This window comes from Pedobacter sp. MC2016-24, from assembly GCF_015223055.1.
Lineage (GTDB): Bacteria > Bacteroidota > Bacteroidia > Sphingobacteriales > Sphingobacteriaceae > Pedobacter.
In genome coordinates, this window is sequence record NZ_JADFBX010000018.1 from 1 (window position 1) to 16,757 (window position 16,757).

Annotated in this window: 13 protein-coding genes; 3 read left to right on the forward strand and 10 right to left on the reverse strand. The window is 40.1% G+C overall.

The genetic code is table 11. The features are described from left to right. The 6 genes from IM797_RS24950 to IM797_RS24975 form a co-directional block, all read right to left on the reverse strand. The coding region (locus tag IM797_RS24950) for a TlpA disulfide reductase family protein (RefSeq protein WP_194129949.1) at window positions 1-330 on the reverse strand (330 nt) is incomplete at its 3' end. Between the two features lie 13 nt (window positions 331-343). Beyond that, a complete protein-coding gene (locus IM797_RS24955) occupies window positions 344-1,714 on the reverse strand; it encodes a RagB/SusD family nutrient uptake outer membrane protein (RefSeq protein ID WP_194129950.1) in 1,371 nt (456 codons plus the stop codon). Window positions 1,715-1,726: 12 nt separating this feature from the next. Further along, window positions 1,727-3,463 (reverse strand): TonB-dependent receptor domain-containing protein, encoded by a 1,737-nt coding sequence (locus IM797_RS24960; protein WP_194129951.1) that lies wholly within the window; start codon window positions 3,461-3,463, stop codon window positions 1,727-1,729. Window positions 3,464-3,479: 16 nt separating this feature from the next. Continuing rightward, window positions 3,480-4,982 (reverse strand): SusC/RagA family TonB-linked outer membrane protein, encoded by a 1,503-nt coding sequence (locus tag IM797_RS24965; RefSeq protein ID WP_194129952.1) that lies wholly within the window; start codon window positions 4,980-4,982, stop codon window positions 3,480-3,482. A 276-nt stretch (window positions 4,983-5,258) separates the two neighbouring features. Next, window positions 5,259-6,416 (reverse strand): FecR family protein, encoded by a 1,158-nt coding sequence (locus IM797_RS24970; protein ID WP_194129953.1) that lies wholly within the window; start codon window positions 6,414-6,416, stop codon window positions 5,259-5,261. A 109-nt stretch (window positions 6,417-6,525) separates the two neighbouring features. Further along, entirely contained in the window at window positions 6,526-7,119 is a 594-nt protein-coding gene (locus IM797_RS24975; RefSeq protein WP_194129954.1) for an RNA polymerase sigma factor, read from the reverse strand. 350 nt (window positions 7,120-7,469) lie between these two features. Between IM797_RS24975 and IM797_RS24980 the strand changes: the two genes are divergently transcribed. After that, on the forward strand, window positions 7,470-8,675 hold the full coding sequence (locus IM797_RS24980; protein ID WP_194129955.1) for an ATP-binding protein: 1,206 nt from the start codon (window positions 7,470-7,472) through the stop codon (window positions 8,673-8,675). Here IM797_RS24980 and lpxB read toward each other — a convergent pair. The 3 genes from lpxB to surE are packed head-to-tail and all read right to left on the reverse strand — an operon-like array spanning window position 8,672 to window position 10,904. Continuing rightward, window positions 8,672-9,775, reverse strand: a complete 1,104-nt coding sequence (lpxB, locus tag IM797_RS24985; RefSeq protein ID WP_194129956.1) for a lipid-A-disaccharide synthase — start codon at window positions 9,773-9,775, stop codon at window positions 8,672-8,674. The two genes, IM797_RS24980 and lpxB, sit on opposite strands and share 4 nt — an antisense overlap. After that, window positions 9,775-10,050 (reverse strand): stationary phase survival protein SurE, encoded by a 276-nt coding sequence (locus tag IM797_RS24990; RefSeq protein ID WP_194129957.1) that lies wholly within the window; start codon window positions 10,048-10,050, stop codon window positions 9,775-9,777. The genes lpxB and IM797_RS24990 overlap by 1 nt, the downstream gene beginning before the upstream one ends. Window positions 10,051-10,055: 5 nt before the next feature. After that, window positions 10,056-10,904 carry a 5'/3'-nucleotidase SurE gene (gene surE, locus IM797_RS24995; RefSeq protein WP_194129958.1) on the reverse strand — a complete coding sequence of 283 codons (849 nt, stop codon included), beginning with the start codon at window positions 10,902-10,904 and terminating at the stop codon, window positions 10,056-10,058. Between the two features lie 146 nt (window positions 10,905-11,050). On the opposite strand from surE, the gene IM797_RS25000 reads away from it, so the two are divergent. Next, complete coding sequence (locus IM797_RS25000; protein WP_194129959.1) at window positions 11,051-13,984, forward strand: pitrilysin family protein; 2,934 nt, start codon at window positions 11,051-11,053, stop codon at window positions 13,982-13,984. 82 nt (window positions 13,985-14,066) lie between these two features. On the opposite strand, the gene IM797_RS25005 is transcribed toward IM797_RS25000, so the two are convergent. Continuing rightward, the gene (locus IM797_RS25005) at window positions 14,067-16,454 is read right to left on the reverse strand and encodes a hypothetical protein (RefSeq protein ID WP_194129960.1); all 2,388 of its coding nucleotides are present in this window, start codon (window positions 16,452-16,454) and stop codon (window positions 14,067-14,069) included. A gap of 110 nt (window positions 16,455-16,564) precedes the next feature. Here IM797_RS25005 and IM797_RS25010 point away from each other — a divergent pair, with 110 nt between their 5' ends. Then, window positions 16,565-16,750 (forward strand): CsbD family protein, encoded by a 186-nt coding sequence (locus IM797_RS25010; protein ID WP_194129961.1) that lies wholly within the window; start codon window positions 16,565-16,567, stop codon window positions 16,748-16,750. The last annotated feature ends 7 nt before the right edge of the window (window positions 16,751-16,757 follow it).

Here is a 16,757-nt window from a genome sequence, read left to right on the forward strand (position 1 = left end):
CTTTTTAAAATAACTCTGAACTTGAGGAAGTTCATTACGAGTAACTGGAATTATTGCAATTTTACGCCCAAATTCCTCTTGTAAAGAATCCATTCCGGGAAGCTCTTTTACACAAGGAGCACAGTGGGTATTCCAGAAATCAAGAATAACTAGTTTACCCCTGAAGTCAGAAAACTTAGCTGTTTTTGATTTGTAATTCATTAATTTACCTATCGACATTTCGGCAGGAACAATGTCATTTTTGATAAGCGTTTTTACTTTACTTTGAGCAAATAAAAATTGTGTTATTGCAACCTGGGCAATAAGCAGAAGTAAAAATTTTAGTTTCATTTATGTGTTGTATTTAATACCCCGGATTAGGCGTTAAGTTTGGATTATTATTAAGCTCAATTAATGGTATTGGATATAACGCAGCCGTTGGTTTCCAGGCAGATTTGACTAGACTCAAAATCTGATCAGCTCTTTTTGTTCTTTTGAGATCAAACCAACGATGCCCAAATTCAACACATAATTCTATGCGTTTTTCCTTTTCAATTGCCAGTAATAATTCCTCCTTTGAAACTTGAGTGTTGTCTAGTAAACCCGCGCGTCTTCTTGTTACATTGAGATCATCTCTTCCTTCAGTTAACTTTCCTTGCATTACACGAGCTTCTGCTCTGATTAGATATTGCTCAGCCAAACGAAGAACAATTAGACACTCCGGCTGAAGGTTAACAGATGAACTTAACTTTTTATACTTGTAAGGATAAAAATATGGTGTATTCTTAATTGTTTTTACACTTATCCAATTCATTTTCCTTTGATCACTAGGCTCAAATGCAGATATGAAATCATCTGTAAATGAACAATTAGGCAAACTAACAGGATTAGTATTTGCAATAAAGGTTTGTGCTAAATTTGTATATCCATTAACATTTGCTATTTGAAATATTGTCTCTTTACTAGATTTTAAGAATAAATTGGATAAAGTTTCTATTTGGTATACAGATGCATTATTAATCACATTTGTCGCTTGTATCTCTGCATTTCCGTATTCCTGTTTGTACAAGTAAACTCGCGCGAGTAGAGCATTAGCTGCACTTCTATTCACACGAGAGCGATCAGGCCCAAGATAAGAATCATCCAGTAAAAACTGAGCATCTTTTAGGTCAGTTATAATTTGTTTATAAACTAAATCTATAGAGGTCCTAGCGGCAATTGATGTAATTCTTACATCGGTGGCAGTAATCAAAGGAACATCACCATAAAAATTAACCAGTTCAAAATAATTAAAAGCCCTCATAAACTTGGCCTCCCCCAAAAGCTGATTCTTTTTACCTACACTTAAAAAACTAGTTAATTGTACACCTTCAATGATAGAGTTTGATTGGTAGATCAAATCATATGAATTTTTCCATATAGCTGAATTAAACCCGTCATCAACACCTATCCTATTTGTATTAAAGCTTATAAAACCACCAGCATTATCATTCAATTCATCTGAAGAAAAAGAAGGAAGAAATCCTATACTACCATCAAATTGGTTGCGAAATGTAATATATAGTCCATTAAGTGCCGCATCAACAGAGGCTTCTGAATTAAATACTTTTGATCCGATGATTTCATTAACGGGTGCATCAATTTCTATTAATTTTTTACAGGAATAATTTAAAATAATTAACGCGATTAACATTAGAAATTTCCAAATTTCATTGTTTTTATATAGTTTTTTCATATCGGCAAAAAATTAAAGTGTCAATTGAAGACCTAGAGAGATAACTCTAAGCGTAGGAATATATAGACCTACTCCAGGAATTTCAGGATCGGTTCCTTTATATTTTGTGATCGTAAAAAGGTTCTGACCTTGGGCATAAATTCTCAATTGATTAATCCTTGCCTTTGTCAACCATAAAGATGGAAGGGAGTAACTTAGTGAAAGATTTTTGAGTTTGATATAGGATGCATCGCCCCAAAAGTAATTAGAGGATTTAAAATTGATGTATGCTTCGCCAGCAAGTAAAGATGCTTTAGGAATATCTGTGATGTCTCCTTCCTTTTGCCAACGTTGTAGCGCTTCTTGTGGCATATAGCTATGCAATTCTCCTGGCGCAAAAGCAGGCTTATATCCTTCCTGTTTTACAAATTGAATTAAAAAGGAAAGTTCAAAACTTCCAGTTTTCAAGGTATTAGTTAACGCCCCAAAATAATCTGGCATCGTTTTTCCGATCTTTTGATAGCGATCTTTATAAGAGGTTGGATTCAGAATTTTTTCACCAGTAGAAGAATAGAATAAAAGAGTTCCCGTTTTTGGATCAACTCCTGCAAATAGTGCTCCCTTTTTAATACTTAGCGACTCCCCTACCTGATAAAGGTCTTTATACGATGAAGATTCAAGCCCAGGATATGATATCAATTTATTTTGGATAAATGACAGGTTGAAATTTGTGGACCAAGTAAAGGTTGAACTCTTAATATTTATCGTATTTAGGGAAAATTCTAGTCCTACATTTTGTACAACGGCTGGTAGGTTATAAGTATATTTTGTAAAACCAGTTTGGCTTGGCAGACTATAATTTACCAATTGATTAGCGGTACGATTTCTAAACCAAGAAGTAGTCAGTAGTATCCTGTCTTTAAAAAAGCCAGTCTCTATCCCAAATTCCACTTTCTTATTAAGCTCCCACCTAAAATCAGGATTGGCTAATCTAGCTGGAGTTGTTGAAGTATTTCCGTTATAAGTGCCGTAAAAAGATAGATTATATGACTGTAAATATTGATAGTTACCAGCAGGTTCATTTCCAACTGTTCCGTAACTTGCACGTAATTTACCATAACTTAAAAATGGAAATAGAGAATTTGTAAAAGATTCTTTAGAGAATAACCAGGCTGCACCTACAGCACCGAAATCTCCAAACTGTTTGCCTGGACCGAACCTTGAAGAGCCATCTCGTCGATACGATATATTTAAAATATATTTATCTTGTAAATTATAGTTTAACCTGCCAAAGAGAGAACTATACTTATATTGGCTATAAGTACTTAAATACGTATTGAGAAGTCCTGCCCCAGCCATATTACCAAATAGATTTTCGTCTTTATAATTCTCTCCTTGGATAAAATCACCTTTCGAAATAGTAGATTGGTATGTCCCACCAATTAAAGCTTGCAGTTTCCCACCACCTATGTTTCTATGATAATCGATCTGGGGTTCAATATCAAAAGTAGTCGAAGTATTATTCGCATATTGAGCCTGATTATTGGGATTATTCGCTGGATTTTGGGAAGTTCTCGGATATATACTAAAACCATTTAATGAAATTCTGTTAAAGCCTAAGTTTGTTTCAAAGATTAAATTCTCGAGAATCTTGTAGCCAATGTGACTACTAGCCATAAGCTTATCTGTTTTTGTCGTGCTTTTTTGTTGTAGAAAGGCTAAATAATTAGCCCCTCCATCAAAATTTAACAATCCATTTTCTGTATACAAAGGAAAGTTAGGTAGATTAAAAAATAGGTAAAGGGCGATAGGTTAAATTGTTCCTATCCGAAGTATAATCAGCATTCATCGATATAGAAAGTCTTTCATTAGGCATTTTATGATCTAGATTAAGATGTGCTCCGCCTCTCGTGTATCCTAAATCACCCGGATAAATTGTTCCTTCTTTGTGGTAATTCCCTCCTAACAAAAATGTTGTCCCATCTTTACCACCTGAAATATTACTATTTATATTGGTCATTCTAGCGCTATTGCCTAAAATGATCTTTTGCCAATCTGTATTTTGCTTTTGATCATATTTGAATATTTCTGGTAGAGCATTTTTAATGTCGTTGATGTTATATCCGTCATTTTTGGCTCCTTCTTTTTCCAGCATCACATATTGTTCCGTTGCCAGAAAGTCTTTCATTAAACGGCTGGCTTGTCCAATGCCATAATCAATATTAACATCAAATTTCGTTTTACCTTTCTTTCCTTTTTTCGTGGTAATTAAGACCACTCCGTTTGCCCCTCTAGCACCATATATAGCCGTTGCATCTGCGTCCTTCAACACGTCTATACTTTCAATATCAAACGGAGATATACTATTGAATGGGGTAAAAGATTGAACAGAAGCAGCGTTTAGAAAACTACCTAGTGCTCCCCCAATTTTTACGTCATATAATGCTGTTGCAGAAAAAGGCACCCCATCCACAATATACAATGGATCTCTATTCCCAGCAATCGAATTAATTCCCCTGATCTGAATCTTCGTCTCCGTCCCCGGCAAACCCTGCCCATTCGTCACCAACACTCCCGGCATCCGCCCCTGCAAAGTCTGCAGCGGATTCGCCACCGGCTGTTTTTCAATATCCGCAGCGGTAATCCGACTCGTGTTCCCAGTCGCCAACCTCTGTGTCGTTGTTCCATAACCAATCAACCGTACTTCATCCAGCTGCCCTACAATCTCCTTCAACTTAATATCCCCCTTCTCCGCAGCCTTAACACCAATTTCCAAACTTTCAAAACCAATAAAACTGATTACCAATACATCGTTCTCTTTCAATCCGCTTAAAAAGAAAATACCGCGTTCATTGGTCTTGGTGCTCCGGTTTGTTCCTTTTACGGTTACACTTGCTCCAGCCAGCGGATCGCCATTGTCATTAACCACACGGCCAGAAGCATCATGACGCTGAAATAAATCCAATACAGTTCTAGTTTTGTCCAGAAAGGAAGGCAGTTTCTCCTTTACCACAATTGTTTTTTCCTGGATGTCGAAATTCAGGGGCTGGTTTTCAAATATTTTAGTCAGCACCTCGTTCAGGGCCATGGCGGTAACCTGGATGGTTACGGGTTTAGCCTGGTCTATCATTTTGTCGTTGTACACAAAATCATAACCGGTTTGCTGCCTGATTTCATCAAAAATTGAAGTCAGTTTGGCATTCTGCCTTTTTAAAGTCACCTGCTGCGCAAGGCCTGCCGCGCTAACCTGCAGCAAGGATGCGATTAAGAATACGGTGGTTAAACGCATAATTAGCCATATTTTATGGTATAGCCGTATGGGTATACCAATTGGTGGTATAATATTGTACATTTGTTCGGTTGGTATGGTGCAGTTTGCCTTCTCTTTCCACGGAACAGGCAACTGCGGTTATAAAAACAGTTAATTATTGAATTGGCTGTCGCCAACGTTAACCAGGTCTTATCCGTAAGGTCTGGTTATTTTTTTGATCTGGCTAAGGGCTTCTTCTGTGTTGCATGTTCGTGGTTTTTAAATGGTTTGATGGTATGTGTATTGATAATGGTTTTACCTGGATACATAAATGCGCCTGCCTTCAATTTTAAAATTCAATACTTGTATGGCCTGGAGCACATTGATGACCTGCGAGATGTTCTTAGAACGCGATACTTTACCGGTATAGGTTTCTGTTTGGTCTACATCCGGGGCGTATATGATTTCTACATCGTACCAGCGGGCTACGTTTCTCATGATTTCGGCCAGGGTCTGCCTGGTGAAAACGAAATCTCCGTTTTTCCAGGCGATAGCTTGTTCAATATTTGCCGGACTTACTTTGAGGGTGTTAGCAGTGTTGATGGCTTGTTGGTTTGGGCTTAGCGTTATGGTGTTTTTTCCAGCCGCTACTTTAACCGAACCTTCCAGAAGTGTTGTTCTGGTAGCTGCTTCGTTGGTATAGGCGTTGATATTGAAATGGGTACCCAGCACGGTTACTTGTTGGGTGTTGGTTTCTACGATGAAAGGTTTTGGTGTAGCGAGCGCAAGGTGAGCCACTTCAAAATAAGCTTCTCCGCTAAGCAATATTTTTCGAGTTTTACCAGAAAATTGTTCTGGGAAGGAAATTTTTGAATCGGCGTTTAGCCACACGCGGGTACCATCGGGTAAAGTGAATTGATAGGTACCGCCACGAGGGGTTTGCGCGCTGAGTAATTGATTTTTACCCGCGATGCCTGTAGCCGATGCCTGCTGCTCAGACACTGTGGTTCCATCGGTGTAGGTGAGTTTGGAAGTTGCTATTATTACGCCGGTTTTGGTGTCGCTTAGGGTAATGGTTTTGCCGTTGGCCAGGGTTAAGGTTGCGGTGTTTTTGCCTGGGGCAATGTCTTGAGACCGGGAAACAAGTTCAGGATGATTTTGCAGCTGTCTATTCTTCATATACCGGGCAGAGAAAAACCAGATGCCGAATACAATCGCTGCTACCGCAGCAGCAACTTTCCAGACCATTGGGCTACTGCAAAGGCGAGACCAGAAGTTTGGATTTGGTTTGGTCTGCGCCATAACTTCCTGCCGCATATCGGCTACGAGCTGCTGCAGGTCCAGATCGCTCATTGCTGCGCCTTCCTTGCTGGCTTCATGAATAAACCAATACTGCAGTAAGGCGGCTTCGGCAGGCGAAGCAAGTCCCTGGTTGTATTTGTCTAAAAGTATTTTAGCTTCCTCGTTGGTCATGGCTTAATCAAGGCTTCTTATATTGGCCTGTTTATAAGTAATACCATTGAGATTGACTTTAGTACTATGTCAATTGAAAATATTTTTAATGACGGATATAAATAATCAGCTAGAATCTTCGCAGCAGCGCCATAATGATCAGCGCCCCCGGTGCATGTGGCGCCATTTTTCCCCGTAAAATTTTCAAGGCGCTACTTACCTGGTTCTTTACTGTTTGTTCTGAAATTGCAAGTTGTGCAGCAATTTCCTGGTAAGACATTTCCTGGTTACGGCTCAGCTCAAACACCTCGCGCATTTTTGGTGGCAGTTCTTTGATGTAATGATCTATAAGTAGGTGTAATTCTTTTTCATCCAGCAGTTCAATCGTACTGTTGCTGAGTTCTGTACTAAACTCAGCCAGCGATTTCAGGTAACTGTCCTGTAGTTTACTTCTTTGTATATATTTAAAAACGGTGTTCTGCGCCGCAATATATAAATAGCCACCCAGTTTTGCTTCGGCTTTAATATGAGCAGCTTTACTCCAGATTACCATAAACAACTCCTGCACCAGATCTTTAGATATCTCTGTATCACGCAGCATTTGGTTAACCTGGTAAAATATGATAGATGCATAGCGGTCATAAATAGCCGTAAACGCAGCATGATCACGCTGCTTAAGTAAAACAATTAGTTCCTGGTCGGTATATCCGCTGTAAGCAGCCATAGTAATTGTATATCTGGTTTTATAAAAGTACAGATTATTTTTTATATGTACATATATATAATTACATATATCATAGTTGGTCATGCGTTTACTACCTGATCACTTCTACGGTCTGTTCTCTAGCAGCCAATCAGATTCAGGAGACAAATATCGATATTTTTAAAATGCTAATTTAAAATTATCCGATATTTTTAAAATACTAACTTAAAATTATCGGATATTTTTAAAATAGGACGGTAATTGTGAGAGTTAATGATGAATACGGTATACATGAAACTTTTCCTGTTTTCCAATAAAGTATACGGTATACATGAAACTTTTTGTATTTTTGACTAAAGTATACGATATACATGAAACTTCTTGATAGACCAATATATACAAATAGGGTAATTCCTTTTATAGACAAACAAGTCATTAAAGTACTTATCGGGCAAAGACGTGTAGGAAAAAGCTATGTGATGCTGCAATTGATGAACCACATCAAAAACGCAAATAAAGACGCGAACATCGTATATATCAATATGGAATTAGATGATTATGCCCATATTAAAAGCCACATAGAGTTGAGCGCATATCTGGCAGATCAGTTTATAGAAGGTAAAAGCAATTATTTATTTATCGATGAAGTGCAGGAAATACATGAGTTTGAACGAACGTTACGCAGTTTGTTTGCCAAGGGAACCTGTGACATTTACTGCACCGGTAGTAATGCAAAAATGCTATCTGGAGAATTGGCTACTTTTTTATCAGGCAGATATATCGTATTTCATATTCATAGCTTAAGTTATCTGGAGTTTTTACAATTTCATCAACTCGAAAAATCATTAGATTCTTTATTACTGTACCTAAAATATGGTGGTATGCCTTTCTTGCCCAATATTGGATTGAAAGAAGATTTACCCTATGAATACCTCAGAAATGTTTATTCCACGATTTTGTTAAAAGACGTGGTGGCAAGGGAAAACATCAGGAATATATCCTTCCTGGAAAATCTCGTAACCTATCTTGCAGACAATACTGGCAGCCTATTTTCAGCTGCTAATATTAGCAAATACCTGAAGTCTCAAAAAGTGGATATCTCAACCCAGCTCACCATTAACTACCTGAAAGCTTTGAGTAATACCTTCTTTATCCATAAAGCGGTCAGGTCTGAAATTGGAGGCCTAAAAATATTTGAGATTGGAGAGAAATACTACTTTGAAGATTTAGGATTGCGAAACGCAATTGTTGGCTTTAATCAGCGTGCTGACATACATAAACTGATGGAGAATGCTGTTTACTTATATCTGAGACAACAGAATTATCAGGTTTTTGTTGGAAAATTAGATGACAAAGAGATTGATTTTGTTGCAGATAAAAACGGAAAAAAAGTATATGTACAAGTTTGCCTAACAGCGATGGATGAAAACACAGCCAATAGAGAATTTGGTAATCTGTTGAAAATTGAAGACAATTATCCAAAATATGTAGTTACCCTAAATGATATATTTATAGGCGAAAATAATGGTGGCGTTATTCAAAAAAACTTAGTCGACTTTTTGACGCTTGAACTTTAATGAATAGCTGCCCCAACAATCAGCCTGGCAGTACGCGCTGATGCACCAGCAGTACCCATTTTCATAGAAAGTTCTTTATAATCCTCCAACATCTGATCTCTGCCCCTACCAGATAAAACAGCCTGAAGTTCGGCCGTGATTTTTTCTGTATTGCAATCCTGCTGGATCAGTTCAGTAACTACCTTTTTATCCATAATTAAATTGACCAGCGAAATAAACCTGATTTTAACCAGGGCCCTGGCAATGGCTACGGAGATGGCCCCGCCGCGGTAAACCACCACCTGTGGCACATGAAACAAAGCGGTTTCCAGCGTAGCTGTTCCTGAAGCAACGATAGCGGCTTTAGCAATGTAAAGCAGGTTATAAGTCTGTGCAAAAACCAGGGTTACATTCTCTGTTTTAATAAACTGCCTGTAATAAGCCTCATCAAAAGTGGGCGCTGCGGCAACGATAAAATGATAATTTGGAAAGGCGGCAGTAACACTCAGCATATCGGGCAACAGGCGCTCAATCTCCTGCTTCCTGCTGCCGGGCAATAGCGCAATCACGTCCTTTTCCAAATGATAGGTTACTTTAAATTCAGGATCTGGCCGGAACAGGGCAATCTCATCCAATAAAGGATTGCCCACATAATCGACATCCATACCCCATGTTTTATAGAAATCGACCTCGAAAGGTAGAATGCAATACATGTGGTCAACCACACGTTTGATTTTGAGCACGCGTTTTTGATTCCAGGCCCAAACTTTTGGAGAAATGTAATAACAGACTTTAATGCCCTGTGCCTTGGCAAATTCGGCAATTTTTAAGTTGAAACCAGGAAAATCGATCAGCACCAGTACATCAGGCCGGTAAGCCAGGATGGCGGCCTTGCAGGCTTTCATGTTTTTAAATATCGTGCGCAAATTGAGTACAACTTCTGTAAAGCCCATAAAAGCCATTTCAGCATAGTGTTTGTCCAAAACCCCGCCTTCTGCTTTCATTTTATCGCCACCATAATACCGGAATCCGGCATTGGAGTCTTCCAGTTTAAGTGCCTTCATCAAATTGGCACCATGTAAATCGCCCGAAGCCTCGCCGGCTACTAAATAATATCTCATTATTGATTAATCTTATAAAAAAAGAACGCAAAGGCCCAGATAAAAGTAGCACTTATAATCCCCCTTCCTACGTTTTCTTTATTTAATTTAAAGAAGTAATGTAATAAAACGGCATTTACCGCTATACAGCCGATCAACAGCAGGTCGGCCTTGGCCAAAAAAGCAAATTGATGCATCAGGTACCAGGCAGCACAAAGCAATACCCCAGGTATAAGCATACCCAATCCCAATCCGGCAAATACCGAATTTCCAACACGCGCCAGCGGATTCTGCATCTGTATTAACCCAATGAAGGCCCATCGGGACCCGCGGTTTTACCTAAATTAACGCTTTCAGCATCTGCGCCCCCTAAAGCACCAAAATCCCAGGTATTCAATTGGGTAATGGCATGGTGGGCGGTAAGGTCAAACTGAACGGGTACAACAGATACGAAACCATGATCTAAAGCCCATACATCGGTATCTTGTCCTTTATCGTTATTTTGAAAAACACCGGTTAACCAGTAATAAGGACGGCCATGAGGATCAGTCCGCTGGTCAAATTCTTCAGCCCATTTGGCATTTGCCTGCCTGCATATTTTGATGCCTTTTATATCGGCACCCTTAGGGAAATTTACATTCAACAGGGTTGCCTGTGGTAAACCATGGGCCAATACCTGTTCAGAAATGAGTTTAATGAATTTTTTACAATGGCTGAAATCTGCTTCCTGGGAGAAATCATCCAGTGAAAAACCAATGGAAGGAATGCCTTCAATGGCACCTTCAACAGCGGCCGACATGGTACCTGAATAAATCACATTGATGGAATTGTTCAACCCATGATTGATACCAGAAACACATAAATCAGGCTTTTTGCCTTTAAAGATTTTGTTTACCGCCAGCTTTACACAATCTACCGGGGTACCGGAACATTTGTACATTTCTACACCTGCATAAAGTTCCACTTTGTCAAAACGCAAAGGTTTTCCAATGGTAATGGCATGTCCCATTCCGGATTGAGGCCCGTCAGGAGCAACAACCACTACGTTGCCAAGCGTTTGCATCACTTCGATCAGGTTTTTAATTCCGGGAGCGGTAATACCATCATCATTTACGACTAAAATGCTGGGTTTTGAATCTGCTTTCTTCATAACGGTAAAAATACAAGAATTCGGATAGAAAGTTTAGCATTCAGCTTATATTTGGCTGTAACTTATTGGTCATGTAAGCGTCTTAGTATCGCCTAAGCTGCTTGGCTTCTGGCTCATAGCTTACAACTAACAAAATAATTATTCTAATGAAACAAAAATTACTGCTGTTCGCCTGCCTGTTAATTGCAGGTTCGAGCTTAATGGCTCAGTCCACCTATCAGTGGAAAACGGCGTCTTCAGGTGGTTATACGTACAAGTATGTCACCAACGACCCGACCAAATCCCGCTTTTATACATTGAAAAACGGACTTACTGTGGTTTTATCACAGAACACCAAGGAACCGATTATTGAATACCGCATGGCCGTAAGGGCTGGTAGCAATACGGATCCGAAAACGGCTACAGGACTGGCGCATTACCTGGAGCACCTGCTGTTTAAAGGAACCGATAAATTTGGTACCCTGAACTATGCCAAAGAGAAACCGTTACTGGATAAAATTGAGGCTTTATATGAGCAGTACCATGATACCACTGACCCGGTAAAACGTAAGGAAATTTATGCGCAGATTGACAAAACCTCTGGCGAAGCGTCAAACTACTCGATTGCCAATGAGTACGACAAAATGATGAAATCTATTGGTGGCCAGTCTACCAATGCGCATACCTGGTACGAAGAAACGGTATACAATGAAGATTTTCCTTCCAATGCAACAGACCAGTTCCTAGCCTTGCAGGCCGAACGTTTCCGCAATCCGGTATTCCGTATTTTCCATACCGAACTGGAAGCTGTTTATGAAGAAAAAAACCGTGGTTTAGATAACGATACCTGGAAGGTTGAAGAGCTGAGTTCGGCTAAATTGTTCCCGACTCACAACTACGGTCAGCAAACCACCATCGGTACCATTGAACACCTGAAAAATCCTTCGCTGGTAGAAATCAGAAAATACTACAACAAGTATTATGTGCCAAATAACATGATTTTGGCTTTTGCCGGTGATTTAAATCCGGATGAAATGATTAAAAAAGTGGACCAGTCTTTCGCTTATATGAAAGCAAAACCGCTTGAATTGTACAATCCGGCCCCGGAAAAACCGTTAACGGCCATTCAGAAAATTGATGTATACGGACCAAGTGCAGAAAGTGTAAAAATTTCGTACCGCGGTTATGCAGAAAGTACCAGCCAAAGTATGCTGCTGGATTTGATTTCAAGCATCCTCTCTAACGGTAAAGCGGGTTTAATTGACATCAACTTAAAGCAACAGCAAAAAGTACAGGGTGCTGGTGCAGGTTATCAGCAAATGAAAGATTACGGCGTTTTCTATTTGTATGCACAGCCTAAACAAGGACAGAGTTTGGAACAGGCACAACAATTATTGCTGGATCAGATTGCCATCCTTAAAAAAGGAAATTTTGATGAAAGCCTGATTAAAGCGACTGTAGCCAATAGTAAGCTGGGTTTACTGGAAGCGTTTGATAAAAACAGTTTCCGTGTAGAAGCCATTACCAATGAGTTCATTTTAAACCGTGGTGTAAACTGGGACAAAAGTTTAAATGGTCCGGATGCCATGGCTAAAATCACCAAGAAACAAATTGTAGATTTTGCCAATCAGTTTTTTAAAGAAAACTATGTAGCAACCTACAAGCATAAAGGTGAAGACAAAAGTATTGCTAAAGTGGAAAAACCGGCCATTACACCGGTAAACACCAATGCTTCTGAAACCTCTGATTTTGCTAAAAATTTATATGGCATGCCGGTAAAACCAATTGCGCCTAAGTTTTTAGATTATAAAAAAGACCTGAACTTTGGTAAAGAAGGGATTGCTGATGTGATTACTGTTCAAAACAAAGACAACAGCATTTTTAACCTGACTTACAAATTTGATGTCGGCACCTGGAATTCGCAGTTACTGCCTTATGCAGCGCAATACCTGACTTTCCTGAGTACCGATAAATACAGTGCGGAAGACATCAACAAACAGTTTTACAACATTGCCTGTAACTATAGCTTTAATGTAGGCAATGAGGTGGCAACGATTTCGGTAAGTGGCTTACAGGAAAATTTTGACAAGGCGGTAAATTTAGTGGAGCATATTTTTGCCAACTGCAAACCGAATGAACAGGCTTTATCGGATCTTAAAACCCGTATTCTGAAAGGCAGAGAGAACAGTAAGTTAAATAAAGCGACCATTTTGAGCGGCGTAACTACGTATGCACAATATGGCCCTAACAATCCGTTCAATTACAACCTGAGCAATGATGCGGTTAAAAACATCACTTCGGAGCAATTGCTGTACATCATCCACAACATCAACAATTACAAACACACCATTACGTATTATGGCCCGAAAACTTTAGGCGACTTTACTGCTGATATCAGCAAATTACACAGATTGCCCAAAGAATTTACACCGGAAACTCCGGCTAAAAAATTCAGCTATACCAGCACCAATACCAACCAGGTATTTTTTGCCGACTATGACATGGTACAGTCTGAAGTGCGTTGGTTGCGCAACAGCGGAACTTATGAACCGGGTTTAGCGGCTAAAGTAACTTTGTTTAACAGTTATTTTGGCGGTGGTATGGGTTCTATTGTTTTCCAGACCATCAGGGAGTCTAAAGCTTTGGCTTATTCTACTTTTGCAGTGTTCTCTGCCCCGGATAAGAAAGATAAAGAATATGCCATGGTAGCTTATGTAGGTAGCCAGGCGGATAAAATGAATGAGGCGGTTAAAGGCATGAACGAATTGCTGAACGACCTGCCTAAAGCGGATAAGTCTTTCGAAGTATCTAAAGGCAATGCCTTAAATTCCATTGAAACCAACAGGATTACCAAGGAAGGTATCATTGCTGCCTATTTTGCAGATAAAAAACTGGGCTTTGACCACGATTCCAGAATTGATGAGTATGTTGGCCTGAAACCTTTGAGCTTTGCTGACATTAAAACATTCCATGAGCAAAAAGTAGCGAACAAGCCTTACAGTTATTGTATTGTAGCTTCGGAAAAAAATGTAAAAATGGAAGATATGCAGAAGTTTGGAACAGTGACGAAACTGACACTGGAGCAGATTTTTGGGTATTAAATCTTTTGATCGTGCTTAGCATGATCAAAGCCAAATGGGTTATATCTTGAGTGATATAACCCATTTTTTTATTTAAATTTCCTTACTTCCCTTTAACCTCAAAGGTATAATCGCCATACAGCAGGCCCTTATTCGAAATGCCTTGCACAATGAGTCTGAACTTGCCCGTGATGTCCCCGGTGTAAAAGCTGATCTGCCGTCCTTTGGCATCAATCAGTATCCCATGGTTCCAGTATAAGGTTGAAACGAAAGCCGGCTCCTGCAAATCGGCATAATCATTCTTATAAAACTCCCTTTGGGTGTAAATGCCATCTAAGGGGATCATTTTTTTATTTTCTTCAGTTACCTCACAAGCCTGGTACCTGACCGGGCCGCCCCTCGACTGATACGTATGGCCGGGAATGGGCTGTGTATTGCCAAAATCGCCAAAGTGGTTTGGACAATTTAAAATGTTGTAACTGCATACATAATCCCCGCAGGCATTTGAGCCTGAAGGTCCCCGGCCAAAAAAGCCATTGTCCTTTTTACTGTTAATTACCACCTCCTTAAGTCTGATGGCAGTTTCATTGTCCTTCAGCGCAAGTACCCGGTTGTTTTGTACCGTTGACGGCACAACTTGAGGTTCAAGCGGGACCAACTTCAGATAACCTTTATTAAACCGTTCATAGGGATCATTTTTTCGAATGGCCAGATCTGCAGTGGTATTCAGGATGTGCATTTTTTTTCCCGATTCCAGCAGCAGCTCATCCAGTTTAAAATGGTATTCGCCATTGGCAGCTGTAGTTAAAAGGACTACACTTTTGCCTTTTAACATGCCCAGTTGAACAGGCTTTTTTACTTTATCTATTTTAATGCTCAGGTCCGTATCGTCGTAAACTTTTCCGGTGTCCGGAGCCCTGGCTTTCCACAAGTCCTGCCATGAATATCTGCTCCAACCTCTGACCAGGAGCAAATCTTCCATAAAATCCAGATTTTCTATACCCCTTCCCTCGCTTACCGGAACCTGGCTTAATTCCCTGCCCAGTAAGGTATAGCTTTCAATATCGGTACTTTGTTTATCGGCCATCCGGTTGGCCTGTACACAAGCAACAGAAACAATGGCAATCGAATCTGCGCCGGTAAGCTGGAGATTAAGGTTCAGCTTTTGCCGTTGGTTATAGACATTTTGTGCTGCGGTAATGCCGATCTTTCTTGTGGGATTGTAGTGGGCAAAAAACAGGCGTTCGGCATACGGCCTATCCAGGGTATCTGAGATTGTAATGGTGTTCAATCCTGCCGGAATAGCTGTCATTGGGATTTTAAAGCCGTTGTAAGGTCCATGAATCTGGACGCTGGCATAGGTAAAGGTTTCCCGGAAATTGTGGATACGGATCCATAACCGCTGATTCGGCAGGTTATTCTTCAGCACCAGCACAAGGGTATCTTTCACCGCGCCATTGCGCATAAACAAAACCAGACCTTGATCTTGTGCAGGAGGGAGCAGGTAAGCGCTATCTGCAAAACCGCTATGAATTAACTTTAGTGCGTATGTTTTACCCTTTTCAGGGGCCAGCATGAACTTTCCAATCCCATATTTATTGGTCTCTACGGTATCAACAACTTCCTGGTCTTTAAACAATACCGCCTTCACACTCAATACCGCACCCTGCTGGTCTTTAGCCTCCCAGGCAACCCTGCCCGGTAAACCGGTTACCATGTTTCCACCTTCGGGGTAAAAACGTATAATCGCATGACGCCTGGTTACAGGCATATTCATATTGAGATAACTGCTGTCCTTGCCGTATTTAAGTTTCAGGTAAAGGTTTGGATCGGGAAGATTTACCTGCTCATCCAGACTCAACAGCAATTCGCCGGAAGCATTGGTTTTGGCCAGTTTGCTGAGCTTACCGTACTGGTACTGTATGTCGACAGGTTTGGGTAAAAACCGGGAATCCTTAGTGGTTACAGAAACGACCAGCTGACTGGGTTTCTGACCAGCAATGCCTGCCTCCAATAGCTTGACATTGGCATTAAAAGCAGGCTGAAGATTTGTTTTGATCGTAATTTGCTGGATAAAAACCACATCCGGTACGCCTTTGCTTACCCTATTGGTTGTGGCCATAAAATGATAATTGCCAGCTTGCATAGAATCGGGCAATACCATATCGCCGAAGGACAAACCCTTGCCCATCAGAAATTTTTGTTGTTTAATGATGGCACTGTCTGCATTTCTGATCAAAGCCAACGAAAGTACACGGTGATTTTCCATCGCGGAAACATTGGCATTGGTCAGGTAGCCCGTAAACCAGGCTGTTTCATTGTTGGTGTAAATGTTTTTATCGAAATGGACAAAAAGTGAGGGCGCTTCTTTTTGCGCTTTGTATAGCTGCATTTGCCGACTTACGGAGTCTGTTAATCCCTTATCGTTGCCTTGTGCAAAACCGAATTTGACCAGAAGTAAAATCAGTACAAAGGTTATTAAACAGCGCATTGCTAAAGTTAGGATTCGGGATTGAATTCTGCAAATGTGCTTTTTACAAACATTTTTAGCCCCCCTTTGTTATTTAATTAACTGACAATTTTAAAACAAAATCATGTACTATGGATAAGTTAGAGTTAAAAGGAAAATGGAACGAGATTAAAGGAAAAGTGAAGCAGGCTTATGGCGACTTAACAGAAGACGATCTGACACACGAAGAGGGTAAGGATGATGAATTGTTGGGTAAGTTACAGCAAAAAACAGGTAAGACCAGAGATGAAGTGGTAACCTGGCTTAAATCACTATAATCATAAC

Excerpts from the sequence above, each read along its gene's own strand:
- IM797_RS24955 (WP_194129950.1), bottom strand. The coding sequence starts at position 1,714 with ATGAAAAAACTATATAAAAACAATGAAATTTGGAAATTTCTAATGTTA.
- IM797_RS24965 (WP_194129952.1), bottom strand. The coding sequence starts at position 4,982 with ATGCGTTTAACCACCGTATTCTTAATCGCATCCTTGCTGCAGGTTAGC.
- IM797_RS24970 (WP_194129953.1), bottom strand. The coding sequence starts at position 6,416 with ATGACCAACGAGGAAGCTAAAATACTTTTAGACAAATACAACCAGGGA.
- IM797_RS24975 (WP_194129954.1), bottom strand. The coding sequence starts at position 7,119 with ATGGCTGCTTACAGCGGATATACCGACCAGGAACTAATTGTTTTACTT.
- IM797_RS24980 (WP_194129955.1), top strand. The coding sequence starts at position 7,470 with ATGAAACTTCTTGATAGACCAATATATACAAATAGGGTAATTCCTTTT.
- lpxB (WP_194129956.1), bottom strand. The coding sequence starts at position 9,775 with ATGAGATATTATTTAGTAGCCGGCGAGGCTTCGGGCGATTTACATGGT.
- IM797_RS24990 (WP_194129957.1), bottom strand. The coding sequence starts at position 10,050 with ATGCAGAATCCGCTGGCGCGTGTTGGAAATTCGGTATTTGCCGGATTG.
- surE (WP_194129958.1), bottom strand. The coding sequence starts at position 10,904 with ATGAAGAAAGCAGATTCAAAACCCAGCATTTTAGTCGTAAATGATGAT.
- IM797_RS25000 (WP_194129959.1), top strand. The coding sequence starts at position 11,051 with ATGAAACAAAAATTACTGCTGTTCGCCTGCCTGTTAATTGCAGGTTCG.
- IM797_RS25005 (WP_194129960.1), bottom strand. The coding sequence starts at position 16,454 with ATGCGCTGTTTAATAACCTTTGTACTGATTTTACTTCTGGTCAAATTC.
- IM797_RS25010 (WP_194129961.1), top strand. The coding sequence starts at position 16,565 with ATGGATAAGTTAGAGTTAAAAGGAAAATGGAACGAGATTAAAGGAAAA.